20 protein-coding genes and 1 pseudogene are annotated in these 25,593 nt (G+C 45.9%); 10 read left to right on the plus strand and 11 right to left on the minus strand.

Features of this window, described 5'->3' with window-relative positions; genetic code table 11:
• Positions 1 to 217: 217 nt before the first annotated feature.
• Positions 218 to 727: pseudogene (gene flhC, locus LG003_RS07505) on the minus strand (flagellar transcriptional regulator FlhC); the annotation flags it as partial.
• Complete coding sequence (flhD, locus tag LG003_RS07510; RefSeq protein ID WP_112877999.1) at positions 720 to 1,082, minus strand: flagellar transcriptional regulator FlhD; 363 nt, start codon at positions 1,080 to 1,082, stop codon at positions 720 to 722. The gene flhD and the pseudogene flhC, both read right to left, overlap by 8 nt.
• A 292-nt stretch (positions 1,083 to 1,374) precedes the next feature.
• Here flhD and LG003_RS07515 point away from each other — a divergent pair, with 292 nt between their 5' ends.
• From LG003_RS07515 to LG003_RS07560, 10 genes are all read left to right on the plus strand, one after another.
• The gene (locus LG003_RS07515) at positions 1,375 to 1,767 is read left to right on the plus strand and encodes a DUF4150 domain-containing protein (protein WP_112878000.1); all 393 of its coding nucleotides are present in this window, start codon (positions 1,375 to 1,377) and stop codon (positions 1,765 to 1,767) included.
• Positions 1,768 to 1,780: 13 nt separating this feature from the next.
• Complete coding sequence (gene tssJ / locus LG003_RS07520; RefSeq protein WP_112878001.1) at positions 1,781 to 2,308, plus strand: type VI secretion system lipoprotein TssJ; 528 nt, start codon at positions 1,781 to 1,783, stop codon at positions 2,306 to 2,308.
• 25 nt (positions 2,309 to 2,333) lie between these two features.
• Positions 2,334 to 3,683: a type VI secretion system baseplate subunit TssK gene (gene tssK, locus LG003_RS07525; protein WP_262980450.1), complete on the plus strand. Its 1,350-nt coding sequence runs from the start codon at positions 2,334 to 2,336 to the stop codon at positions 3,681 to 3,683.
• Entirely contained in the window at positions 3,680 to 4,846 is a 1,167-nt protein-coding gene (icmH, locus tag LG003_RS07530; RefSeq protein WP_112878003.1) for a type IVB secretion system protein IcmH/DotU, read from the plus strand. Before tssK ends, icmH begins: the two co-directional genes overlap by 4 nt.
• Before the next feature lie 16 nt (positions 4,847 to 4,862).
• The gene (tssM, locus tag LG003_RS07535; protein WP_112878004.1) at positions 4,863 to 8,402 is read left to right on the plus strand and encodes a type VI secretion system membrane subunit TssM; all 3,540 of its coding nucleotides are present in this window, start codon (positions 4,863 to 4,865) and stop codon (positions 8,400 to 8,402) included.
• Positions 8,403 to 8,413: 11 nt separating this feature from the next.
• Positions 8,414 to 9,427 carry a type VI secretion system protein TssA gene (gene tssA, locus LG003_RS07540; protein ID WP_262980451.1) on the plus strand — a complete coding sequence of 338 codons (1,014 nt, stop codon included), beginning with the start codon at positions 8,414 to 8,416 and terminating at the stop codon, positions 9,425 to 9,427.
• Positions 9,428 to 9,527: 100 nt separating this feature from the next.
• Positions 9,528 to 10,085, plus strand: coding sequence for a type VI secretion system contractile sheath small subunit (tssB, locus tag LG003_RS07545; RefSeq protein ID WP_112878006.1), 558 nt, complete (start codon positions 9,528 to 9,530; stop codon positions 10,083 to 10,085).
• Positions 10,072 to 11,580, plus strand: a complete 1,509-nt coding sequence (gene tssC, locus LG003_RS07550) for a type VI secretion system contractile sheath large subunit (RefSeq protein ID WP_262980452.1) — start codon at positions 10,072 to 10,074, stop codon at positions 11,578 to 11,580. Before tssB ends, tssC begins: the two co-directional genes overlap by 14 nt.
• A 31-nt stretch (positions 11,581 to 11,611) precedes the next feature.
• Positions 11,612 to 12,133 carry an Hcp family type VI secretion system effector gene (locus LG003_RS07555; protein ID WP_112878008.1) on the plus strand — a complete coding sequence of 174 codons (522 nt, stop codon included), beginning with the start codon at positions 11,612 to 11,614 and terminating at the stop codon, positions 12,131 to 12,133.
• A 139-nt stretch (positions 12,134 to 12,272) separates the two neighbouring features.
• Entirely contained in the window at positions 12,273 to 13,259 is a 987-nt protein-coding gene (locus LG003_RS07560; protein ID WP_112878009.1) for a type VI secretion system-associated FHA domain protein, read from the plus strand.
• Between the two features lie 497 nt (positions 13,260 to 13,756).
• Here LG003_RS07560 and LG003_RS07565 read toward each other — a convergent pair whose 3' ends face one another.
• From LG003_RS07565 to LG003_RS07605, 9 genes are all read right to left on the minus strand, one after another.
• Positions 13,757 to 14,662, minus strand: coding sequence for a hypothetical protein (locus LG003_RS07565; RefSeq protein ID WP_262980453.1), 906 nt, complete (start codon positions 14,660 to 14,662; stop codon positions 13,757 to 13,759).
• 51 nt (positions 14,663 to 14,713) lie between these two features.
• Complete coding sequence (locus tag LG003_RS07570) at positions 14,714 to 14,884, minus strand: hypothetical protein (RefSeq protein ID WP_155416494.1); 171 nt, start codon at positions 14,882 to 14,884, stop codon at positions 14,714 to 14,716.
• 266 nt (positions 14,885 to 15,150) lie between these two features.
• Positions 15,151 to 17,784 carry a type VI secretion system ATPase TssH gene (gene tssH / locus LG003_RS07575; RefSeq protein WP_112878010.1) on the minus strand — a complete coding sequence of 878 codons (2,634 nt, stop codon included), beginning with the start codon at positions 17,782 to 17,784 and terminating at the stop codon, positions 15,151 to 15,153.
• Positions 17,785 to 17,830: 46 nt separating this feature from the next.
• Positions 17,831 to 18,916 (minus strand): type VI secretion system baseplate subunit TssG, encoded by a 1,086-nt coding sequence (gene tssG / locus LG003_RS07580; RefSeq protein WP_112878011.1) that lies wholly within the window; start codon positions 18,914 to 18,916, stop codon positions 17,831 to 17,833.
• Positions 18,913 to 20,781, minus strand: coding sequence for a type VI secretion system baseplate subunit TssF (tssF, locus tag LG003_RS07585; protein WP_262980454.1), 1,869 nt, complete (start codon positions 20,779 to 20,781; stop codon positions 18,913 to 18,915). The genes tssG and tssF overlap by 4 nt, the downstream gene beginning before the upstream one ends.
• A 3-nt stretch (positions 20,782 to 20,784) precedes the next feature.
• Positions 20,785 to 21,309, minus strand: coding sequence for a type VI secretion system baseplate subunit TssE (gene tssE, locus LG003_RS07590; protein WP_112878013.1), 525 nt, complete (start codon positions 21,307 to 21,309; stop codon positions 20,785 to 20,787).
• Entirely contained in the window at positions 21,310 to 21,945 is a 636-nt protein-coding gene (locus LG003_RS07595; RefSeq protein WP_112878014.1) for a DUF3540 domain-containing protein, read from the minus strand.
• 29 nt (positions 21,946 to 21,974) lie between these two features.
• On the minus strand, positions 21,975 to 23,033 hold the full coding sequence (locus LG003_RS07600) for a pentapeptide repeat-containing protein (protein ID WP_158537772.1): 1,059 nt from the start codon (positions 23,031 to 23,033) through the stop codon (positions 21,975 to 21,977).
• On the minus strand, positions 23,030 to 25,579 hold the full coding sequence (locus LG003_RS07605) for a DUF2169 family type VI secretion system accessory protein (RefSeq protein ID WP_262980455.1): 2,550 nt from the start codon (positions 25,577 to 25,579) through the stop codon (positions 23,030 to 23,032). The genes LG003_RS07600 and LG003_RS07605 overlap by 4 nt, the downstream gene beginning before the upstream one ends.
• Between the last annotated feature and the right edge of the window lie 14 nt (positions 25,580 to 25,593).

Consider the following 25,593-nt stretch of genomic DNA (forward strand, 5'->3'; position numbering starts at 1 on the left):
TAAAACTTACCAAAATCGTCTAACCAAATTATGACTAAAATCAATTTTACGCTGGTTTCATATCAACAGAATCCCAACAAAAATGAATATCCATCAACGAAACGTTTCTCTCACCATTGACAACTTAATTATCCTGAAATACCGACCTCTGTCAGATTTACATAAGCAAAAAATTGCGACTGGATTAAACACCTAGCAGACTAAGGGGAAAAGTAACTCTCTTTACTGCACGTGATGGCGGCTGACAAAGGCTACAAATAAAGCTATTCACCGGTTGATAAGCATGAGTAATAAACGTTCCACCACAAGTACGACATGGTGAAGGTTGCAACATACCACTGTCTATAAAACGTACCAGAGTCCAGGCACGAGTCAGCGCCAGAATCGGCTCATTTCCCTCAACAGGAGAACACTGTTCAAGGTAGAGTCGATAAGCTTTAATCACAGCCCCTACACCTTCACAATAACCCCCTTTAAGTAAGAAACGATAGGCATTGTAAAACATGGATGAATGAATATTCTGTTCCCAGATCATAAACCAATCGGTTGAAAACGGGAGCATTCCCTTAGGCGGTGGGCTTCCTCTCAACTCTTTATAAAGCTTAATTAATCGTCCTCTGCTCAGCTTCGTTTCACTTTCCAGCATTTGTAACCGTGCGCCTAAAGTGATCAGTTCCACCGCTAGCTGTATATCCTTAATCTCTTGAACGATACTTTTCTCAACCATCTCTCAATACTCTTTTCTTCACTGAAATATCATCTTTCGAAGATAACTGTTGAAACAGATGAGTCGATAACAAAATCCCTGTATGTGTTTTTTGTAAATCATCTATCCGAGATTTCTTGGTAAGTTGCTGAATAGTTTTACTGTTTTCGAACCGTAAATGACAAATTAATTGATTCGTCTCAGCAAGTTTGACCAACTGAGGTAATGTCAATTTAGATAACGTATCAGCCATAGAATCGCTAATACCTAAACGGAACATCGCTGATGCTTTTTCATGGTTAATTAACCGCTGAGCTAATAGCAGATACGATAAATTTATGTCATAAATATGTTTGAGCAATTCAACTGTATTCATTATCCCATCCGATTACATTAATGTTCTTAAGTATTTTTTATTATAAAGAAATCCCGGCATTGCCATTTCATACATTAATGACTAATTTTATTCCCTACTGTTTATAAGATTTTCCTAGAATACTCTTTCAGTTAGGATCAGACAAAACCCTTATTTTTCAGAATAAGTTGATAACAATATTCATATTTTAAAATCACTCCAGAAAATAAGGTTAATACCTTATTGGTTTTATTTTCTCTTTTGCTAATCTATTGGCTATAAATAGCAACACATTAATTTAATAGGTGATGATATGTTTGCGAATTGCCAACTTTTTGGTATGGATCTGGCATTTCCAGATGTCTGTATGACACCTTTGCCTGTACCCGTGCCTGTTCCATACCCTAATATGACTCTAGGTCTGATGGCGACGCCTCACACTTATAAAGTGCTGTTTATGGGAATGCCGGCACATAATATGGCAACAGTGACGAATACCAGCTTTGGCGATAACCTTGGCGTCAATCTCGGTATTATTTCCGGTACCGTAATGGGACCTTCACGCCATTTAATCGGCTCCTTTACCACTTTAATTAAAGGATTTCCCGCTACACGTGTCACCAGCTTGAGTTTGCAAAATAGCACCAACATGATCGGCATGCGTTTAATTCCTAGCCAGCTTAAGGTACTGCTGTTAGGACTGTAATGGAGGGATTTCTATGCTATTTTTACCTCACTATAAACGTCACTCTTTTTCCTCTTTTATCCTGTTGAGCATACTGCTGACTGTGAGCTGTTCTACAAATAAAGTGGAAAAAAATATTCTGTACACCATTAAATTTCAGGCGCAAGGTGATATTAACCATCATGCGCCGCTAAAATTAAATATATTGTTATTAAATGATCCAGATAAATTTAATCAGGCAGATATCGGGGCTTTACAAAAAAATACCCATTCCGTCTTAGCTAATACGGTGATTTATCAAAGATCAATCTTCTTGTTGCCACGAAAAGAAGAAAATAATATCAGTATTACAGTTAATGCACCGTCAACAGAAAAATATATTGCTATCTGGGCAGAATATCAAAATATTACCGATAAACAATGGCGGCTCACTATTCCCTTATCATCGTTTCCAACCGCCTCTTATTTATCGGTTTTGAATCCTTTTTCATCCTCTGAGCCTTATCAGTTGATTACTGTTACTTCACACGGATTACAGATTGCATCTGCATCCGATAAATAAATCACACATGCTCAGGAGATCACCCATGAAAAATGCACATAAAGTTCTCTGGATGGAAGGCATGTTTTTACGCCCCCACCATTTTCAACAAGCAGATGAATATGTAGATGCACGCCTGCGTCAATGGGGAGCTCTACAACGAGCCTACAATTGGGGATTTTCATCATTAAAACTCGATGAAAGCCAACTTGCTTTGGGAAAAATCTCACTGCTGGCAGCCAGTGGTATTATGCCTGACGGTACCACCTTTGAATTTACTGAAACCGATGAAGCACCACCCACGTTAGAAATCAGCCCTTCATTGCGTTCGCAAATTATCACCCTAGCTATACCGGCATATTTGGCCGGACGCGAATCCGTTAGTTTCGATGATGCTCCCGACTCTCTGGCACGTTATCAAGCTTTCGAAAAAGAGGTCAACGACGTCAATGCGTTAACACTCGGTAGTACTACCCTACATTGCGGCAGATTACGCCTGCGCCTGCTGCCAAAAAATGAACTGAATGGTGAGTGGATTGCTATGGGTGTACTGCGGGTTTTAGAAAAAAATCAGGATGGTGTCGTCATTCTGGATACTGGGTACATTCCGCCGTTGCTTAATTGTTGGGCAAATTCATTATTACAGCGCATGACGAGTGATCTTTATGGCCTGTTACTGCAACGCTGCCAACAACTTAGCCGTCATCTGCAATACAACGGCTCCAGTACCCGCGATTTGTTACAACAAGCACTGTTAAACCGTTTCTGTGCTCAACTTCAACACATCATGCATCTGCCTCAACAAGCACCGGAAACGCTTTTTCTCATTTGGATCAGCTACGCACTGGAAATGAGCTCATTTCAGGTGCCCTATACGCTGGAAGGCGAGTTACCCCGCTACAACCATCAGGATATTGGCGGCTGCTTCACCCATCTCCTGACATTACTGCAACGCAATCTGTCCATCGTGCTGGAAGAATATGTTGTTTCACTGCCCCTAACTAAACGTCTGCCAGGATTGAATGTAGCGTCACTACCGGAACAGATGAATCTGAGTGATTATCACTTCATCTTAGCCGTAAAGTCAGAAATAGAACATAACGCTTTTATGGCTCACTTTCCGGCCCAAATCAAAATCGCCCCCGCTGACCACATACGCGATCTCGTACGTTTGCAATTGCCCGGTATCGCTCTGCACCACCTGGCACAGATCCCCAGGCAACTTCCCTATCAGAATGGGTTCTGCTACTTCAAATTGGCGCTTGATGGAGAGACTGAGCAGTCGTTAAGAAAATCCGGTGTGTTCGCCTTCTACGTTGCTGGCGAGTTTCCTAGTCTAAAAATGGCATTTTGGGCACTTAAACGCCTGTCTGATGATGAGGAGATAAACCGATGAATCGCAACTACTATAACCCATTGGTGCAGGCTGCTTATCCACTGTTAAATGCCATGCCACACATCCGTCACGCCGCTAAACCGGAAGATTCAGGTCAGTTACGTCAACAACTGATCGGAGAAATCTATCGCTTTGAGAAACAGTGCCAACAGGCAGGATTCAGCTATGAAACCATTCTCGGCGCCCGTTACTGCCTGTGTACTTCTCTGGATGAGGCAGTGGCACTGACCTCTTGGGGAGACAACAGTATCTGGTCAGGTAATGGCCTGTTAGTCACATTCCACAAAGAGAGCAGCGGTGGTGAAAAATTTTTCAAGTTACTGGATATGTTGCTGCAACAACCGAGTAAACATATCGATCTGCTCGAACTATTCTACTTCTGCTTACTGCTAGGATTTGGTGGACGCTATCGTCTGGTGGAAAATGGTCTCGCTCAACTGGAAACCTTAATTCAGCGCCTGGCAATACGCCTGCTTCAGGTAAGAGGGGAATATTCTGCCACCTTAAGCGTAGCACCTCCTTCTCTGCCAGTTAACACAGATCAACCATCACGGCTATCCCACTTTCTATTGTTTTGCTCACTGTCCTGCGTCCTGTTGACCGGTCTACTCTACATTGGGCTGAATACCCGGCTTAATCAACAGACAGAACCGGTGTTGACATCCATATATAACCTGCCCCTACCGGAAGCCACATTACCGGTTGAACGTTTTTCTGTTGCTCATCTACGGCAGATGTTGCAATCCATGTTGGGGCAGCAAGAGAGCACCGTCAGCCAGAACGCAGATAATGTCAGTGTTACCCTACAGGGAGGCAACCTGTTTGCTTCTGCATCAGCAACGCTGAACCCGCGTTATCTGGCACCTCTCCAGGATCTTGCCAAACAACTGAATCTGACTACCGGAAAAATTATCGTCCGCGGGCACAGTGACAACCTGCCAATTCATACACATGCCTACTCTTCTAACTATGCCCTGTCACTGGCGCGAGCAGAAACCGTAGCACAACAGCTCCGCACTGGTCTGCGGCAACCACAACGGCTACAGGTTGAAAGCGCCGGTGCACAAGCCCCTTTAGTCCCCAATACCAACGCCAAGAATCGAGCATTGAACCGTCGTATTGAAATTATTTTCAACACCACGCCAGATAATTCAGATCAGTAGGCAAGAGAGAAAGAAAATGTTGAAAGCATTTATCGCCATCATCACCAATCGCCTGTTTTGGGGGGCACTCATTGTTGCCGGGCTGTGCCTGCTCATTTGGATCATGGGGCCATTTATCGCCATCGGCGATCTACATCCATTAGTCACTGAAACTCAACGCCAAATAGCAATCGCTGTACTAATTTCGCTGTGGTTGTTACTACGGCTGTTACCTTTCCTCTATCAGCTTTGGGCCAATGGTCATTTGCGCCGCCGCTTACACCATGTCAGCAATGTCACACCAACACCCCGAAGTGCTGCTCAATCCCTCGCGGATAGCTTTAAACAGGCGTCATCCTTGATTAAACACGGTCTGCGTTTAAACGGTGCCCCTCTTACCATACGTCTAGGCAAGTTCTACCTCTATCATCTGCCTTGGTATCTGGTTTTAGGTACCCAGGGATGCGGCAAAGACAAAGCTTTGCTGAACTCAGGGTTAGATTTCTACCATACAACTTATCCAAGCCAATTTGCTCTCCCTGAAACCAGTGCCGAATCACACTGCTCATGGTATTTCACTTTTCAGGGCGTCATCCTTAGCCCTGCCGGAGAATACCTAAAAGAGGGTAATCCTCTGTGGCAGACCTTACTGAAACTACTAAAACGTTATCGTCCACGCCAACCCATCAACGCGGTTATTTTGGCGATCAGCATCCAAGATCTACTACAACAGGATAATGATGCCCAATATCATCAGGCTTTATTGCTACGTAAGCGACTGATGGATTTGCGTTTACAGCTAAAAATTGACTTTCCTGTCTACGTGATGGTCACCAAAACCGATCTGCTACCGGGGTTTAACAGTTATTTTAGCCGTTTTTATGGCGAAGCGTTGGATCAGGTCTGGGGCTTTACGTTCCCTTGGCAACAAGAACGGCATTCCCATGCTGATTTACAACAGATGCTGGATGAACAATATAATCACCTGCAACAGCGTCTGGATGCTGCACTGGCAGATACCTTACTGGCCCAACAAGATATCGTGCAGCGGGAACAGAGTTTCGCCTTCCCACAAGCATTTGAGAACCTTCGTCCGGTATTGATACGTTATCTCAATATTATTTTCACCTCTTCCGGCTTTGATCGCCCGTGGTTACCACATGGTCTCTATTTCACCAGCGCCAATCAAAAACAGGGGGAATCATGGCACAACGGTGCTACACAGCATAACCTGCCTGATTACCGTTATACATTTTCCTCGGCAAACACCGACGATAACAGAACAACTGCCCGCAGCTACTTCCTGAGACAGCTATTTCAAAAAATTATTTTGGCTGAAAGCGGATTAGCCAGCACCAACCGCCTGTATGAATTACGCCGACGCTTTTTCCTATTGGTAGGATGTAGCTTATTACTCTCTTTCATGGCGGGGATCTGCGTACTATTATTGACCAGTTACCACAATAACCACAGCTATCTGGCACAAATTACAACCCGACTGCCAATGCTGGAACAGCAGGGTCAGGCGCTGAGCCAATCATCAACTCGTGATCTGCCACACTTGCTCCAATATCTGACACAGCTACAGTCATTCACCACAAACCATCAAATTGATTCAGACTACCCTCCACTTGCTTATGGTATGGGGCTGTATCGAGGCCCTCAACTGAACAGTGCAAATTATTCGATTTATCAACATGCGTTAAAGAATTTATTACTGCCACTGGTAACACAGCAGGTTGAAAGTATTTTGCGTCAGCAAGCCGATGGCGATAACAGCGAATCAACCTATGAGGCCCTGAAAGCCTATCAGATGCTATTTCAGCCCCAGCATTACGATGGCAAATTCCTTACCGCTTGGCTGATGCTGAATCTGTCTCATATTCCCGGTGGTGACAAGCTAAACGAGGCACAACGCAAGATATTCCAACAGCATCTTTATCAACTACTGAATCAAAATCAGCCTTCTTGGTCCCCGCACAAAGATCAGCAACTGATACAGGAAGCGATAAAAAATATCATGCGCTCCACGTTTTCCCAACGGGTGTATACCAGCATCAAAAAAAGAGTACTGAATAACGGACGTTTCAAATCTGTCAATCTGATTGATCTCGCGGGCCCTCAGACTGAACTGGTATTGAAACGAAACAGCGGTCTGCCCGATACGACAGCCATCCCCGGTTTCTTTACGCCAGATGGATACTGGCACGGTCTGGTTGCACAGCTAGATGATACGGTAAAAACAGTGCACGACACTGACTGTTGGGTCCTCAATATGCCATCACAATCAGAAGATAATACTGCTGACCAAGTGCGCCAACTTTATATGAACGATTTTATATTGGAATGGGATACCTTTCTCAATGATATCGCCCTAATCCCGGCCAATAGCTTCAACCAGCGTATTAATAATGTACGGATTCTCTCCGGCACCCATTCTCCCTTACGCAATCTGCTGATTAACATCAGCCACATCATTGCACTCTCCTCACCGGAAGATAACGATAAACTCACGCAACTAGGCCAGCGATTGAATGATGAAACCAGCCGAAAACTGCAAAATCTGTTTCCGGCTGCCAGCATTCCCTCTACATTACCTGCACCAGAACAGATTGTCAGAAGCCACTACCGCGATCTACTCGATCTGGCTCGCTCGCAGGGAGATAACAGCAATACTATTACCTTCGATGATACGTTCAAAAAATTGGGCGATCTCTATCGCTACCTTACCGCTTTACAGGAAAGTGGCGAAACCACAACAGCATCCTCCGACACGATCCTGACACAATTACAAGCTGACGCAGGCCGACTACCAGCACCGTTCCGCAACATGGTCATGGACATGACCCAGAGCGCCAAAGGTGACACACAGCAACAGGCTGTTTCACGCATACATCAACTCGCCAGCGCTCAACTTAGTGACTTCTGTCGCGGAGCCATTGCCGGACGTTATCCCTTATCACGTCACAGCAAACGCGATATTACCCTTGATGACATGGCGCATATGTTTGCACCAAATCAGGGGCTGATGGATCGCTTTTTTAATCAGTATTTGGTGGATAAGGTCAACACTCAAAGTGATAAATGGCACTTTTTCCCTTGGGTATTAGGCAGTACTAAACCCGAAGATCAGACATTGCTAAAAACATTCCGGCAAGCGCAGTTTGTCCGTGACGCATTCTTTAGTACGGCCTCTTCGCAACCCTCTTTTTCTCTTACTTTACAACCGCTGCGAATGGACAACGATATTTTGACTTTAACGCTGACATTTAACGATCAGAGCGTCAGTTACAGCCACGGCCCACTGACCCCTTGGTACTTCACTTGGCCCGGCGGCAACAATGCTGGTAAAGCCAAACTGACCATGCTGTTGGCTAATGGCAAAACCAAGTCACTAGAAACCTCAGGACCTTGGGCATTAAACAGGCTAATTGATGCCGGAAAGCGGTTTCAGGAAGACAGCCTACATTACCGCATCACCTTTAATCTGGCAGGACACCAAGCCACGCTGATACTCATACCCGACAGCATACACAACCCATTTGTCGTACCGGAATTTACCTGTATCAAATCATAAGGAGAACCTTGATGGATATCACACCTCTGCTTAACCCGGTCAGCCAGGAACATCCCGGTGGCGAAGATCTGGAATATAGCGCTGAATTCATACATCTGATTCAATTGTCGCAGGGAAAAGCTGAACAGCAATTCGGCGACTTTATCATTCCGACACAGGAACCTGACTGGCGACAGATAGAGAAAAGCGCACTTGCTCTGCTAGTACGCAGCAAAGATCTGCACATTATTATCCTGCTCATGCAAGCCTGGTGCCGCCAATACGGCTTGGTTGGATATGCACAAGGTCTGATGTTATTGGAACAGACAGTTGCGCATTATTGGGAAACCTTGTGGCCCGCCGTAGAACAGGATGGTGAACCGGATCCACTGATGCGTATCAACGCGTTACAGGGGCTAGGTGATGGTTTTGCGTTGGCTAAACAGGTGCGCCAGTGCGAATTCGCCCGCCGGAATGGGATAACCCTCACCGTGGCAGATATCATGAAATGTCTGGATGGCAGTAACACGGAAGAGAGTCCATTTCCCGGCGGGATAGATCTTCTGATTGCTGAATTACAGCAAGGTGAAGCACCGGTGATAAAGCTAATCCCACAAATAGCCGCCACCCTGCAATGCCTGATTAACACATTACGTAGCCATCTTGGTGACAGTGGCCTGCCAGATATGCGCCGTCAAATGGCAATATTTCACCATCTGGTACAGCTTCTCACCCCGCAACCCGATACTGCTCAAATTGAGGAGGATAGCCAACATCCCCTACCGGGCAATGGTAACAATACGCACCAACCAAGCCTATCCAATAGCTGGCAGCCATCCAGTATCCAGAATCGTGAACAGGCTCAACAAGCGCTGGAAGCGGTACGGCAGTACTTTCTATTACATGAATCCAGTCATCCGGCACCATTGATGATTGCACGAGTGCAACATCTCATTAACCAGGATTTTATGAACATTATGCGCAATCTTGCTCCAGAGGCTGTCGATCAACTTGAACACTTTTTGGGCTGTAAAAAGCAGACATAACGCGAGCTGAGGAGACCGCAAAATGGGGGTAATACGCTGGAAAAGCCGCTGTTACTCCGTCAATGACTCATAACTACTGATTTTGTCGATGGAGAATACTATGTCAGGATCAAACAGCGGGCAAAAATTCATCGCCCGTAATCGTGCACCACGAGTACAAATTGAATACGACGTCGAACTATACGGTGATGAACGTAAGGTTCAACTCCCTTTTGTCATGGGAGTAATGTCGGATTTAGCCGGAAAATCTGCTGATCAACTTCCTCCACTCAGTCAGCGAAAATTTCTCGACATTGATGTTGATAATTTCGATGACCGCATGAAATCACTACTCCCAAGCGTTACCTTTCCGGTGGACAACACCTTAAGCGGTGAAGGCAAAATTCAAGTCGCTCTCACTTTCAACACAATGGATGATTTTCTACCTGATGCGATAGCACGTCAGGTTGAACCACTTAATCAGCTCCTGGAAGCACGTACTCAACTGGCTAACCTACTGTCTTATATGGATGGCAAAAGCGGAGCCGAAGAGCTAATCGCGACTATCCTGCAAGATCCGGCATTACTGAAATCGCTAAGTACTGCACCGCTGAACAACACAGAATCCATAAACCCGGAAGCAAAACAAGATCAGGGAGACAGCCATGAGCCAGCCTGAAATCCACTTAGCCGGTGAAAAACCTAGCCAAATCACTCACTACAACCAGAGTGAACTTAATGCGTTACTCAGGAAAGAATTTCGCCCTAAAACGGATCAGGCACGCCTTGCCGTGGAAAACGCCGTTAAAACTCTGGCACATCAAGCACTGGAAAACAGCCTGACCTTATCGAGCGACACTTTCGGCACCATTCAGGCGCTGATTGCCGCCATTGATAACAAACTTTCGCAGCAGATCAACGAAATTCTCCATCACCCTGATTTTCAAGCACTGGAGGGTGCATGGCGTGGTCTGCTCTATTTAGTCAGTAACACGGAAACCAGCGAAATGCTGAAAATACGTGTGATGAGCGTCGAAAAGAAAGAATTAGCACGTACATTAAAACGCTATAAAGGCACCGCCTGGGATCAGAGCCCGGTTTTCAAACGGATTTATGAAGAAGAATACGGTCAATTTGGTGGCGAACCACTTGGCTGTTTGGTAGGTGATTACTATTTCGACCACAATCCACAAGACATCGAACTGTTGGGAGAGATGGCCCGTATCGCCGCTGCCGCCCACTGCCCTTTTATCAGCAGTGCTTCGCCGGGGGTGATGCAGATGGAAACCTGGCAAGAACTGGCAAACCCGCGCGATCTAAGCAAAATTTTTCTCAACACGGAATATGCTTCCTGGCGTAGTCTGCGCGAATCGGAAGATGCTCGTTACATTGGCTTGGTCATGCCACGTTTTCTGGCACGTTTACCTTACGGTATCAGCACTAATCCCGTTGAAAGATTCGATTTTGAAGAAAAAACCGCAGGAGCTACCCACAGTAACTATGTCTGGAGCAATGCAGCCTATGCGATGGCGGTGAACATTAACCGTTCCTTTAAAGAATATGGCTGGTGTGCATCCATCCGAGGGGTCGAATCAGGCGGAGCAGTGGATAAACTGATCTGTCACACCTTTCCGACAGATGATGGTGGTTTGGATATCAAATGCCCAACGGAAATTGCTATCAGTGATCGCCGTGAGGCTGAGTTAGCAAAAAACGGCTTTATCCCGTTGGTTTACCGTAAAAACTCCGATTTTGCGGCATTTATCGGCGCACAATCACTGCAAAAACCTGCGGAATATATGGATGCCGACGCCACAGCAAACGCTAATCTGGCCGCTCGCTTACCTTATCTGTTTGCCTGCTGCCGATTTGCACACTATCTGAAATGTATTGTGCGTGACAAAGTGGGATCATTTCAGAGCCGCGACGACATTGAACGCTGGCTAAATAAATGGATCATCAACTATGTTGACGGTGATCCCGCCAACTCCTCACAACAGACCAAAGCGCGCAAACCACTAGCAGCGGCTGAAGTACAGGTCATCGAACAGGAAGATAACCCCGGATATTATCAAGCCAAATTCTTCCTGCGTCCCCACTATCAACTGGAGGGATTAACGGTTTCCCTGCGGCTGGTATCAAAACTGCCCTCTCTAAAACAGAGTGGTGGTTAATTCTGAAAATGACTGAATAAGGAATGTGATCATGAACAACAGCATCTATTTGGATATCAAAGATGTCTCCGGTGAATGTAAAGATAGCAATCATCCTAACGGTATTGATGTGCATACCTTTGAATGGAAACTATCACAACCAGTAGAAACCGGTAGTGGCGGTGGAGGCGGCAGCGGACGCGCCAAAGTACACTCTCTGGTGGTCTATGCCCGGATGGATAAGGCAATGCCAACGTTAATGCAGAAATTAGCACAAGGCGTTCATTTGCCCGAAGTAAAGTTAACCATGCGTAAAGCAGGAGGCGAACAACAAGAGTTCACCACGATTACGCTTGGTAGCGCATTGCTTGACAGCATTGAACTGGTTGACTTTAACCGCGATATTCCACATTTAACAGAAGGTTCAACAGCCATTATACCCGGCACTATTGGCGTGAAATACAGCTTTTCACCGAATATCGCCAAAGTGGTTTATAAAGAACAAGATAACGAAGGAAAAAGTGGTGCCGATGTAGAATTTAATTGGGATACCCAAAAGAACACCAGTAAATAAGAAAACACGCACTGATAACTAAATCAGTAAAAAATAACCTTCCGCCCGGAATACGCTATGTTCGTGTTCTTTAGGATGCTGCATCCCTTTTTCGTGGCGGAAGGGTAAATTATTACTCAATATAATAAGCAACGTTGTTATGAAAATAACCCTTATCAATCCTCCATCAGGCAATATGGCAGCCAATAGCAGTCATATTTTTTATCCTCCCGGAGGAACTATCGGCACCAGCGAAAATAATCATTTTGTGTTGCCAGATCTAAATAGTTGTATTTCGGCATTACAAGCCAGTGTACATATTTCTGCCCAAGGTGTCTGCACTATTACTAATATTGGAACGGCCTTCATGATGATTAACAATATTCCATTAGCGCGTGGAGAAATCGCATCTCTGCAAGAAAATAATAAGCTCCAAATTGGTGATTACTACCTAACTGTGAACGAAATAGAAACGGCAAAATATCATTCCGTCAAACAGGAAATAACAAAAGCCGATCTTTCTGAGGCAATATGGGATGAATTAAATACAACATTACCCGCCGAAGAAAGCCAAAAAGCGAGTGATCAACTCTCTGCGGCCAATTTTTCGTCACCAGAAACAGAGATCCTGCAAACTCTTGATCAACTCGCTACCCGCCCTATTGATCCAATAGAACTCTTTACCACTCAATGCCAACGCACCAACAGTCATGCCCTGTTTCAGCCAAACACCTACCGCTCTACCACACCGCTACAGCTATGGGAAGAGCAGATAAAACAACTCGATCCATTATGTCTATTCAAAACAGAACCCTCCGCATCTACAACCAACGACATGACCACACTACAGACATACCCCATGTCAGGCGGGCATGAACAGGCAATGAAAGAAGCGCTTTTCTATTGTCTTAACACCATAATAAATCGCTTTGATCCGTCCTACGACGAAAACAGTGTCCCGGCAGCCCACTTCTGGCCCCTGAATAACACACAACACCGTAAAGCAAGGTTATGGGATAACTTTACTGACCGCTATCAACAAACCGCCGAAGAGATACGCCAACAATCGTCAACGCTATTCAACGCTTTTTTCCTTAGCGTTTACCAACAAAAATTAAATGCTGTTTTCAACAATAGTGATGATTAATAAATACGGGTGATAACTTCGTCCCATTAATGATGCCAGCTATCATGAACAATGAAACCAATCCGTTGACAAAATCCTGTTCGAAAGGACAGGATTCCAAATTAATAATAACGCGCTCACCTCTCGGTCAACAGGTTATTATTAATAAAATTATGTATAAAAATATGCAGATCATTATGTTAAGATAACCTGCCTCATAACCTTGTCAGACCGACTTATTACAACTATTACCTTGTATCGATAAATGGTAAAAATTAATCTCACTGTTAACAAATTGAATAACACAAAATTTTTTTAAGATGTAATAGTTAATTGATGAGATTATGTGAAAACTAAAGTGTACTATTATATATTTTCCTTCTTTATATACCCGTCATCTTTCAAGTTGCCTCTTTGTTGGCTGCACTCACTCACCCCGGTCACATAGTTTGCTATGCTCCCGGGGACTCGCTCCCTTGCCGTCGCGATGCATCTTGAAATCCATAAGGTATAATATTCTATGCGTAGATCTGAAGTTTTTTTCTATTCATTTTATTATTTACTCTTTTAATAATTGAAGGAAATTCATTTTCCATGAACATACTGGGCACACAAAAATCACCATAACCTTCTAACAATAAATTATAAAGCTCCTCTAACACCTTGTCTAGCCTGATATTACATTCAACCTGCAATCGTTTATAATATGTATTCTCTACAATTTCCAAGAATTTATAAAAATATATTTTTGCTTCTCTAAAATCATACTTTTCAAATTTCTCATACAAGAATATCAATACAGGAATACAAAGAGCCTTTATTCTCTCAACCTCTTGTATTACATCTGTTTTCACCTTTGAATATACATTGAAAAATCTGGATTTCATACAAGCTATTGGATTAATTATTCTAACATTATAATGAGGTGTATATTTTAAATCTGTAATAGGAATATAAAACACCTCAGTATTTAAAAATAATTTATTTGCTTGAAAGTCACTAAGCTCAAAACCCGCAGGCCAATCGATAATATCAACGACATTTGGTATTTCAATATGTTTTTCATTATAAATCTGTTTATTCACAAATAGTTTATTTTTATATTCCTTTATCTTTCCCGTATCTTTATTTTTAAGTGCAAATATGGCTATTGCTGGCGGTGGATTATTTTCATTATGTTGAATAGAAACGTTTAGTGCTTTAGCTATAGCTTCCACATCTATTTTGCGTGCAGAAAAATCCACATCATTTGAGGTTATGTATTCACTAAGAGGCTTAGCACTATAATTATTATAATACCATGTAACCCAATAATGTACAGCCTGTCCACCAATAGTTATAACTGGTGCAGTAAAATTATCTGCATGTTCCATTAATTCCCGGTTAAGTAAATACAACTGGTCAAGAGGTTCTATATGAAGCATAAGTAAACCACCTTAAAATTAAGATGGTTTATATTGTCTTAAATTGAAATATTAAGCAAAACTAAATTGCTTTTTCAGCTTGGTTGAGTGTTGTAATTGACCAAGATCAGATTTAGGCATGAATTGCATCGATTCACGTTCACCGGATTCAATCTGACGTAGGTAGTTACCGTAAATTTTATGCTGAACTTGCTTAATATCACGTGCTGATTGAAGTTTCATACAACACCCCCTAAAAATCGGAATAAGGATTACTTAATTAAAATTAATTCTAACGCTTCCTACATACTATCGCAAAGATTTTTGGGTATTCAATACTCACTATGTTCTATACCCGTTATCTTTCAAGTTGCCTCTTTGTTGGCTGCACTCACTCACCCCGGTCACATAGTTTGCTATGCTCCCGGGGACTCGCTCCCTTGCCGTCGCGATGTATCTTGAAATCCATTGGGTATATAGGCTTAAGTTTTTATGCACATATGGCAATCTCAACAAAAATAACACTGAAATGCCGCATTCTCCCAAGCAACTTTCAATTGAGAATAACGTTGATTCTCCATCGTTGCTGTCAGCAATTTACGACTCATCTGCGGCAATAAAATATTAGTAATAATAGAATCAACCCTGCGAGCGCCAGATTCCTGTTCCATACAACAAGCCATAATCTGTTGTGTCACTCGGCGATCAAATTGCGCTTTAATACCATAATTTTCCCACAGGCGTTGGGCTACCCGCGTCAATTGCAATTGTACAATCTTTTCCAGCATTTCATCACTCAATGACAAGAAAGGAATGACCGTCAGACGGCCAAGCAAAGCCGCAGGAAATATCCGTAGCAGCGGTTGACGTAACTGCTGCGTCAACATTTCCACATCCAGCAAACCATCCTGCCGGGTACAGGCACTGATAACCTCCTGACTACCCACATTCGAGGTCAGTATGATTAACGTATTGCGGAAATCAATGCGACAACCTTCTCCATCTTCCATCCAGCCTTTATCGAACACCTGAAAAAACAGCTCATGTACATCAGGATGTGCTTTTTCCACCTCATCCAGTAACACCAAACTGTATGGATGTCGGCGAACAGCCTCCGTCAGCACGCCACCTTCACCATAACCGACATATCCCGGCGGCGCCCCTTTCAACGTTGATACACTGTGTGGCTCCTGAAACTCACTCATGTTGATAGTGATCAGATTCTGCTCACCACCATACAGATTTTCAGCCAATGCCAACGCTGTTTCGGTTTTCCCTACCCCAGAAGGGCCACATAACAGAAATACCCCCACCGGCTTATTGGGATCACCCAAGTGTGCACGTGCCGTACGTACCCGTTCACTGATGATACTTAACGCATGTTGCTGGCCAATAACCCGTTGTTCCAAGCTATGTTCCAAATTCTGGACAATACTGATCTCATTTTTCACCATCCGGCCAAGAGGAATTCCAGTCCAATCCGCAACCACGGCTGCAACACTGTGGGCATCCACTGCAACCGTAATTAATGGCTGTTCCCCCTGCAATAAACTCAATTGTTGTCGGCAATCTTGTAATTGTGTTTGCCAAGCCAAACGCTGCGCATCATCTGCCGATACTTCATCATTAGCAATCAGTTGCTGGCGTAAGCTGATAATCTGCTGAGCCAGCCGCATTTCATCCTGCCAACGCTGCGCGATTTGCTGCTCCTCTGCCTGCAATTCATGACGTTGGCCGTCAAGCTGTGCTAAACGTGCACTATGATCGCCATCACCACCCAGTTGCTGTTCGCGGCAAACAATCTCATATTCAATCTGAAGTGCATCAAGCTGACGGCGGTAATCTTCCAATACTGCCGGCGGGCTGTGCTGACTGACCGCTACCCGTGCGCAAGTGGTGTCAAGCAGGGCTATTGCTTTATCGGGCAACTGGCGAGCCGGAATATAACGATGAGAGAACGATACCGCGGCTTCTAACGCTTCATCCAGCAATAACACGCCATGATGTCGTTCTAATTGTCTGGACAGGCTACGTACCATCTGTAAAGCTAATGCTTCGTCCGGCTGTGCAACCTGCAACACCTGAAAACGTCGCGTCAACGCCGGATCTTTTTCAATGTGCTTTTTGTATTCTGCCCAAGTGGTCGCCCCAATAGTGCGCAACTGCCCACGCGCCAGAGCCGGTTTCAACAGGTTTGCCGCGTCACCTATCCCTTGCCCGCCACCGGCGCCAATCAACATGTGAATCTCGTCAATAAATAGAATAATGGGCACTGGGCTTTGTTGAACCTCGTTAATCACCGCCTGCAAACGTGCTTCAAATTCTCCCTTCAGGCCCGCCCCTGCTTCTAAACGGCCAATATCCAATGACCAAAGCTGAACATGGCACAATGACGGTGGTAAATCACCCGATGCAATCCGTAGCGCCAACCCTTCTACCAGCGCCGTTTTACCCACCCCTGCCTCACCGGTAATCAACGGATTGTTTTGCCGACGGCGTAACAGAATATCAATCAGTTGGCGGATCTCTTTATCCCGCCCGACAACCGGATCAATTTGTCCAGCACGCGCCAATGCAGTCATATCCTGTGCATAACATTGCAGCGCACTGTCGGATGCCAACTGCTCTCCCCCACTCTCTGCCGCCACTGTTTTCAGTAGGCTATTTTCCGTACTGCCGCACAGAATACGGGTAAAATCCTGTGCCAGACTCTCCGCATTAATCCGGGCAAACTGAGCAGAAATCGCCAATAGATGTTGGCGCAGATTAAAGGTGGTTAACAATGCCAGCAATAGATGCGCCCCTCGGATCTCACTTGCCGCAAAAGTCACAGAACTACATACCCAAGCCTGTTCCACTGCTTCATCAATATGGGTAGAGAGATCGGAAATCGAGCTGGCTCCACGCGGTAATGAATCCAGCGTTTGTACAATGTCCAGCGCCATTTGCTGTTTATCCAGCGCAAAATAACCCATGATCTGTTGCAGATCACCCGCTGCCTGCTGCATCAGTTGATGCAACCAGTGCGCCAGTTCCACATAAGGATTGCCCCGCAATTTACAAAACGTGCTGGCGCTGTCCAAAGCTCGAAATAACGGCGCATTCAGTTTATTAAACAGTGATTGGCGATTGATATCCAACATAACATCCTCGTCCATATTGGTAGATAAAGAAAACAAGTACAGTCTGCTATGACTGCGCAGGGTTATCTGGGCTAAAACAGAGATCACTGCGATCATGATGGTGGATATTCAGCCCTAACCAACAGTTCTGCCCTAGAGACTGAGCGCTTCCTAGCGAACATCCTTGATAATGCTGATGATCCAGCGTAACTCTGAGCTTCCAGGCATATTCAAGGCCGACATAACACCGAACCCAGTCACACAATTGCCGCAGCTCATCACTACAGGATGTTGCAAACCGTGAAGCCGGTAAGAAACGCTGATATACCGGCCAAGAGAGCGGTCCAAGTTCCAGACAAAATGCATATTGCACATCAGCCACCGCAATACCGAGACGAGTAGTACTGCCTAACCGAGCACCAGCATGACCATTGTGCAACCGCAACTGATCATCACGGTCTATCGTCAACCAATGAAACTGGTTTTCATGCAATGTCACCGGCAAGCCAAAGTGGTAACGCAGCAGACACAACAGGCCATCTTTGTTACGCAGCTGCCGGTTCAGATGCCCCACCATATAGTGGTGTGTCCGCTGGTGCCGGAGGCAATGGCCCCGGCCGATCAAACTGGCAAAAAAATAATCGAAGCGGCGGTTATCACTGCGATCAAAAGAGAGGCAAGGTTGAGCATCCGCCCATGCACGCCAAAACAGAGTGATCAGACGGTGCTGAAACAGATTAAAAAAAGCACTCAATGCATGATCTTTATGTTGCTTCTGACGTTGCCAGGCAAACTCGGTGACATGCAAAGGCAGAGGCCCATTCGGGCCAAACAGGCCAAAGTTATTGATATTAATCTGATAACAAGTGCCATTTGGATAAGGTGCAATAGCCGCAATTTCTGCCGGCGCAAAGCATAATGCTGGCTGTTGCCCCAAACGTAAGGGTTCATCACGCGGTAAAGGTGAACGCCCCAGTGGATAAGGTGAACCTGACTGCGCATCAATCCGCCGCAACAACTGAAGCAGATCGAAATTCCACGGCCTCTTTTCTCTTTCAGCCCAAAAATACGCATCAAGTGCAGATGACGCAGCATGCGCTTTCTCTCCAGCCGGTACGATCTGATTGTCGGCATGTATGGCGAATATCTTCATAACGATGTCCTCACTCCATCACATGCCGACCAGAACCCGATAACTCCCCGTTGCACACTGGATAATGTTGTTTCCGCAAAACTGTTTACTGTCACCAAACGGCTAAATAGATGTGCCAATACGCTCCCTATTAGCCAAGGAGATCGGCCAGAAAATGTCTGATCGTCTATCTCCAACGCCACGCTAATCCCGCGTCGAAATAGCGGTGTGCCAACCATATGACGATTCTGCGCTTGCAAGCGGCAACTCCGGATGCCGTTAATTTGTTGAGCAATCACCGCATCAGCCTGACTGGCATGAAAACGTAATAACCGCCGTAATTCCGCTTCACCTTGTTCAGTGGCGCAATTCTGCAAGCTGAAATAGTTGAACTGTAATTGATTGATCAACTGCCAGCAGGCACTACTCTCTGCCAATGCCGGACGAGGTTCAGTAGGGCCTTTACGCAACCGTACAGCAGCAACGGGAACTGAATCCTGCATCACCAGCCCCTCTTGCGCCTGTCGTTGCAGTAATAAAGGTAGATCACGGTTGGTACACAGAACTTCCGCACTGAGATATTTCAAATCGCTGCGCCAAGGCGGATGATGCTCATCTGCCAAAGAGAGATAGACCTCACTGCCAAGATAATCAGAACGCATGCCATAACGATTCACATGCTGAGGCAACAGGCGCGATTCACGGCGGATAGAAAAATACCCCGCATTAACTAACGCATCACTACATTGGGTACGATAAAGGGGATGGAAAATATAGCGTTCGTTGCTGTCATGCTGAGTACCAATACCGCGTAATGCTGTGACAGAAAAAACCTCATAATCAAGCGGACGCATGTTATCGACCACAACATGGTATTCATGCTGTTGTTCATTGAGCGTCATCGGTTCAGCGGTACGGGGAAAAAGATTGATAGCAGGGGTACAATGTAGAGCCAAGTGGCTAACATCCACCACCTTTTCCAACTGTAGCGAACGTACATCCAGCAGGATCTGAATTTCCAATCGCTGTTGTTTACCGGCCTGCGCTAGCAACGGCTGCAAGCCACTGATGCTGAAAAACTGGAAACGGGCCGGAAAGGCAAAATATTCCTGCAACAGGCGATACGCGTCGACATTGCGCAAATCAACGGGCAACAACGCCTGCTCGGCAGTAAACCCCTCATGACGCAGTGACTGAGGTGGCAACAATAACCGTTGTACCGCATTGCCGGGGATTTGGCACAATACCCCCTGACAATGCACCATCAGTAGCTCTAATAGTTGTAAAGCGGGAATATCACCGCCACTGAGGTAGAACATCAACGCATCACATTGCAATTCACCCAATGACACATTGTCAAAGCACGATAGCTGAATACGCAAAGTGCCCTGCACCTTAGCACCACCAAAAGCAGAAAGAGGAACATCCGCGGATACTCCCCCCAATTCCACCTGTAATAAACGCAACGGCTGCAAAGTCACATCCTGCGCGGTACGATAGCGGCAACTGATCCCCTTCTTTTTCAGTGCCTGACTTTCCATCAATGAACCTCGCGGCACCAGAAAACCTTTACTCAAATCCCCCTTAGTGGGATCTGGTTGTAATTCAACAATTGCCATTGAAGGCAAGCCAGCAAGATAGTTAGGATAAAGCGCTTCTAGCAACTGGGCAGAGAAACGTGGAAATTCAGCATCCATCTTGAGTTGAATACGCGAAGTCAAAAAAGCAACGCCTTCCAGCAAACGCTCAACGTAAGGATCGGTAATGTCATTGCCCTGCATCCCTAACCGCCCGGCAATGCCAGGATAATAACGGGCAAATTCATCTCCCATTTCACGTAGCCATGCCAACTCGCGGTTGTAATACTCCAGTAATTTTTCATGCATGATTTATCCTCCATCCACCAGCTCAAAATGCCCGTTTTCCAGATCAACATGGCTACTGAAAGTGAAGGCTAATGGGCGAGAAAAACCCAACAGATGTCCTCGGATTTCAAAACAGAGAATATTGTGAGCATTCAGTTGCTGATCACCCCGCATTCCCGTGATGATTAATTCCTGCGGAATAATGCGCGGTTCAAAATGGATAATGGCTTCACGTATCGCGCACTCAATACTTTCCCAGTTCACCTGAGAAATAAACTTTCCGGCCAGCGCCCGGATGCCAAAATTTAACGTACTGGTACTAACATGCGGCCAAGATGAAAGATCGGCTCCAGAAGAGTAGTGATCGCAGTTAAGCAGAGCCTGCAAATTATGCAGTACCGAAAGGCGAAGCTGTTGAGCGCTATTGCCAAACGGTACCTGTTCCCCATCATTGCCATTTTCAGTCAGACGCTCAAGCAACATAGGAGCGCCATAGATTGCAGGAGAACGGTATACCCCGGCGTTTTTCTCTGGTATTCTGCTCATCATTTAGCCCATATGAATCTGTTCAGAATCCACTTTCGTCACTGCCTGCGACGTAATGATGGTATTACGTGCATGTAAACGTACATAATCGCGGGCCTGGCAATCCAGTTGCCCAACACGTACATGTTCTGCCTGTTCGACCTTACGCAATACGCGCTGGCTGATTTGAACCACGGTTTTCCACAATGCCTCCACACGCTGGCCAAGCAGACAGGCCACATTGACCCAAGCCGTCAACTCATCACCGCTGTAACGCATATGGGTGATATGGCAATCACTCTGTTGCGCACTAATCTGCACAGATTGACTATCAATAGTGATCTGTTCAGCACTGTGGAACATCAATTCGCCTTGCGGAGCAATATGCAAATCTCCCGGAACAGTGAGCGTCACTGGTTGCTGTTCATCAGCCCGACTTAACACCGCCAGCACCCATAGCCGATGGTTATCATCACCATGAATCAGCACCTCATCACCGATTTGCGGTATTAACAAACAACTGATGGCGACACCACATTGCCAGCCACGCTGCTGATACTCCACGACCACTTCCCCTGTTGGCAAGGTATTAACAACTTGCCCGACAGCCTGTTGAGGAAGATTAATCTCCAATGGAAATGATTTTTGCGTTGCGTTCATAAATAAAAATCCCGATATCCCGTTAAGCGCTAACCACGCGCATTCCATGTTTCTGCCGCAAACAGTGCCTCATCTCGCGCCAAAATCCCCCGACGATCGGAGAAGCGACTGCCCTGCTGACAGGCCCGATGCATCAATGTGCGCTTAAAACGCGCCTGGCGCAGATCCGCATGACTGATATCCGCCCAACTGAAATCGGCATAACTCAAATCGCAGGCGACAAAAGAGCAGCTATCCGCTTGCGCATAGCGCCATTGACTTTGAACTAACATGCTGTGGGAGAAATCAGCTTGATGTAGACAGGCCGCAATAAACTGGCCGTGATTGATTTTTGCCTGCCGGCACTGCGCTTCACGTAAATCACTTTCAATAAATAGCGCCCCTTCGGCCTCTATCTCATCTAAACAGGCGCCACGCAGTGATGCGCCTTTAAAGCAGCTTTGCGTCAGTATCGCCTGCCGGAAATCGGCACGATCCAACGGATTATCAGTAAATTGGCAAGCCAGAAAGGTGAGTCCCCGAAACTGCCCTTCGCGCAGATCACAATGGGCAAACACCCCTCGTTCAAACCGGCTGCCTGTAAAGGTCACACTGCGTAGATCCATACCGAACAAAGTCAAACTCTGACAATGGCAATTATGTACAGTACCGTTATGCATATCACTATCGTACAAAGTGACTTTATCAAGTGTGCTATTGACAAAACGTGCATGATTAAGCTGGCAAGAGATGAAATAGGTAGAATTTAGTGCAGCATCTTGCAAAGAGAACTGTTCCAGTTGGCAATCGTGAAATATACAGTTATCCAGATGAGTGCGATCAAAGCAGACTTGCGACAAATTACATTGCTGAAATGAACACCCTTTCAGCGTCATCCCCTGAAAAGAGGTATATGATAACTGACACTGCTGAAACACGGTCTCATCAAGTCTGCAACAACGGAACTCAGTTCCTTCAAAGGTAACATTAACAAACACCATACCAGCCAGATCCCTCTCTGCCAGCAACTCACTCGTCAGAGATACATCCTGAATGATTTCCCCTTGGGAAATCAGCGCGCTCAATTGTTCCGGCGTTAAGGTTTTCATATCAATTTGCCTCCGGCACATGGCAGGGTTTTGCACTGATCAAGCAAAGCTCCCTGCAATTGCGTATTCACATCAACACTGGATTGAGAAATATCGGCACGAAACAGATTGGCGCGACGCAAATCCGCGCCCGCTAAATGGGATTTTTGCAGTAATGCGCCCATCAGATTAGCGCCCTGCAAATAACTATTAGTCAATAGAGTACGAATAAACAGTGAATGACTGCCATTGACGGCGCACATTTGCGCAAAACTGAGATCCGCTTCGCTGAAATCACAGTTTTGTAGTACTGCCTCTGAAAAGTCAGCCGCTTCAAGCAGAATAAGACGAAAATTACAACTGGTCAGCCGCGCATGCTGAAACAGACCAGCACGAATATGCGTTTTACCCGTAAACACACAACTGTCTAAATGGGCATGCTGGTACTGAGCATGATCTAACGCGCTGTTTAGAAAAGTACAACTTTCCATCACCGCATGGTTGAAACGAACTGCGGTAAAGCCGCCATTGATGACCGTCACACGCGTCAAATAGGCATGGCTAAAATCCAGCGCTTCCGGTATGAGATCCATAAACAGGCAGTTTTTCAACCGCGCCTGAGGGAAACGACAATGATGCAACGTACACTGACGTAACGTAATATCACTTAGAGCGGCCTGGGAAAAATCACACATGACCAGTTCAGCCTGTTCCAACAACACACCGCCAAGGCGTGCGCCGATAAAATAACCGTTGTGGCACTTCGCTCCGGTCAGGGAAGCATTATTCAGACAAGCAGCATTTAGCGAAGTGTTATTCAATGAAGCATAAGCCAGCATAGCTTCACTCAGATCAGCCTCATCTAAACAGCAGTTATCCAGATTGGCATTTTCCAACAGAGTATGCTGTAGATTAGCTCGCCGCAGATCCAAACCAGAAAGATCGGCACCCGTTAGATCCATCCCACTGAGATCGCGTTTTGTTGCCATGCAAGCCATCACATGGCGGCGTAACACCTCAGCCTGTTCACCCTGTAATCTGCCTGCCGGCGGACGCGTATCCGCAGATAGCAAATACATCTGATGTAAACTGCGCTGCGTACATTTCAACGCCTCTGGTGTCTGACATTCCGGTTTTTTCTGTGACTGTTTATGCAACAAGTCCAGCATACGGTAGTAACTTGCAGGACCAACCGCTGGAGCACTGGCACGTTCAGCCGCTGCATATGCAGCACTTTTTTTCTGAACCCGCTGTTGTATCCGTTCTGCCTGTCGTTCCAAGCTGGCAACCAGCTCCGGTAACTTATCAGCAGTGAGCGCTTTTCCCTCTTCCTGAGGCAATTCTGCAAGCAGTTGATTAATATCCTGCTCTTGCTTCTCACTCCTCGCCTGATGCCGCCGACGCAAATAAGTTTCACGCCTTGTCATCGTCTCTGCCAGTGCGCTGGGGGTAACCTGTACGTCATTATCTATCCAAGGCGCAATCAGGCTTTCATCCATCAAATCCTGTTCTCGCAGGGTAAAAAGCGCCCCCTTCTCTTTCTCTGCCCGTTGCGCCATCACCTGTTGGTAATGAGCAACCGGCCGCTCAGCCTGTGCCAACTCCATCGCCACCAGCATTTGATGCACATCCGCTGCATCATCTTCATTAATTGGACAAGCGCCGTGCCAAATGAGCGCCATACGTTCCAAATGAGGAATAAACCACACCGTGGTAGCACGTAAATGGATCTCCTCAAGGCGCATTTCCTCACCACGCTGACGAGTGATAAAACAACGCGTCCGCCAGCAAGGTAACTTTCCCTGTTGTACGGCCCAAGTGGGATGCATATTCCAGATACGCCAAGTGGCGCCTGCCGGTAAAACGGGTTGCCCATCCAGCCATTGATCCGATCCGGCCATATTGAACAAGTGCCAATCTGTATCGCGGGCAAAACCGGGGAATTCATGCGCCAGCCACTGCTTATCGTATTTTTTTCCCATCAGCCGGCTACGTTGCGGCCAGCTAAAATCGAGGGGTGCAAAACTGGCAGGCTGCACACGCTGATGCTGTGAATGTAGCAGTTGATCAGGAAGTTCAACATTAGGTAATGGATGCCACAATACCCCTTCACGAGTAACAGGTTCATCTCCCTTACCCAACGGGTTTTCTGCGGTACAGTGACCGCCAAAGGCATTTTGCCAATCGAGGTGCATCTTCTCGAACGGCTGTGGCGATGAAGGATGCCCGTTCTGCCAGTAGCGATCACCAAATACCATCAGGCTTTTTTCTTTATCGGCAACCTGAATTTTCGCTATACAGGCCTCTTTTTGTGGTTGATGATTTGTCCAGGCATAACCTGTAGCAAAGAATTCTGCACAGGGTTTAGGAATAGAGAGATCCAACACCCCACCGGTACTTTGTAACTCTTGAGCCACCAATTGCCACAGTTCCGGCTCTGGTCTGATTTGCGGCGAATCACTCATATCCGTCAGCGCCATCACCGCCACCCCCAGATAGTTCTGCTGTTGCCAACGCCACGGGCGGTGCAAAACACCCAGTCGCAGAGGTTTCATGATTTTCATCATCCATTCTCCCGTCT

The sequence above is a fragment of the Photorhabdus kleinii genome (assembly GCF_025384885.1).
In the GTDB taxonomy this organism is placed as follows: Bacteria; Pseudomonadota; Gammaproteobacteria; order Enterobacterales; family Enterobacteriaceae; genus Photorhabdus; species Photorhabdus kayaii.

Excerpts from the sequence above, each read along its gene's own strand:
- tssA (WP_262980451.1), top strand. The coding sequence starts at position 8,414 with ATGGATATCACACCTCTGCTTAACCCGGTCAGCCAGGAACATCCCGGT.
- LG003_RS07605 (WP_262980455.1), bottom strand. The coding sequence starts at position 25,579 with ATGATGAAAATCATGAAACCTCTGCGACTGGGTGTTTTGCACCGCCCG.
- LG003_RS07515 (WP_112878000.1), top strand. The coding sequence starts at position 1,375 with ATGTTTGCGAATTGCCAACTTTTTGGTATGGATCTGGCATTTCCAGAT.
- tssM (WP_112878004.1), top strand. The coding sequence starts at position 4,863 with ATGTTGAAAGCATTTATCGCCATCATCACCAATCGCCTGTTTTGGGGG.
- LG003_RS07565 (WP_262980453.1), bottom strand. The coding sequence starts at position 14,662 with ATGCTTCATATAGAACCTCTTGACCAGTTGTATTTACTTAACCGGGAA.
- LG003_RS07595 (WP_112878014.1), bottom strand. The coding sequence starts at position 21,945 with ATGAACGCAACGCAAAAATCATTTCCATTGGAGATTAATCTTCCTCAA.
- LG003_RS07555 (WP_112878008.1), top strand. The coding sequence starts at position 11,612 with ATGAACAACAGCATCTATTTGGATATCAAAGATGTCTCCGGTGAATGT.
- tssC (WP_262980452.1), top strand. The coding sequence starts at position 10,072 with ATGAGCCAGCCTGAAATCCACTTAGCCGGTGAAAAACCTAGCCAAATC.
- tssB (WP_112878006.1), top strand. The coding sequence starts at position 9,528 with ATGTCAGGATCAAACAGCGGGCAAAAATTCATCGCCCGTAATCGTGCA.
- tssG (WP_112878011.1), bottom strand. The coding sequence starts at position 18,916 with ATGAAGATATTCGCCATACATGCCGACAATCAGATCGTACCGGCTGGA.
- tssH (WP_112878010.1), bottom strand. The coding sequence starts at position 17,784 with ATGTTGGATATCAATCGCCAATCACTGTTTAATAAACTGAATGCGCCG.
- LG003_RS07600 (WP_158537772.1), bottom strand. The coding sequence starts at position 23,033 with ATGAAAACCTTAACGCCGGAACAATTGAGCGCGCTGATTTCCCAAGGG.
- LG003_RS07560 (WP_112878009.1), top strand. The coding sequence starts at position 12,273 with ATGAAAATAACCCTTATCAATCCTCCATCAGGCAATATGGCAGCCAAT.
- icmH (WP_112878003.1), top strand. The coding sequence starts at position 3,680 with ATGAATCGCAACTACTATAACCCATTGGTGCAGGCTGCTTATCCACTG.
- tssF (WP_262980454.1), bottom strand. The coding sequence starts at position 20,781 with ATGCATGAAAAATTACTGGAGTATTACAACCGCGAGTTGGCATGGCTA.
- flhD (WP_112877999.1), bottom strand. The coding sequence starts at position 1,082 with ATGAATACAGTTGAATTGCTCAAACATATTTATGACATAAATTTATCG.
- tssJ (WP_112878001.1), top strand. The coding sequence starts at position 1,781 with ATGCTATTTTTACCTCACTATAAACGTCACTCTTTTTCCTCTTTTATC.
- LG003_RS07570 (WP_155416494.1), bottom strand. The coding sequence starts at position 14,884 with ATGAAACTTCAATCAGCACGTGATATTAAGCAAGTTCAGCATAAAATT.
- tssE (WP_112878013.1), bottom strand. The coding sequence starts at position 21,309 with ATGATGAGCAGAATACCAGAGAAAAACGCCGGGGTATACCGTTCTCCT.
- tssK (WP_262980450.1), top strand. The coding sequence starts at position 2,334 with ATGAAAAATGCACATAAAGTTCTCTGGATGGAAGGCATGTTTTTACGC.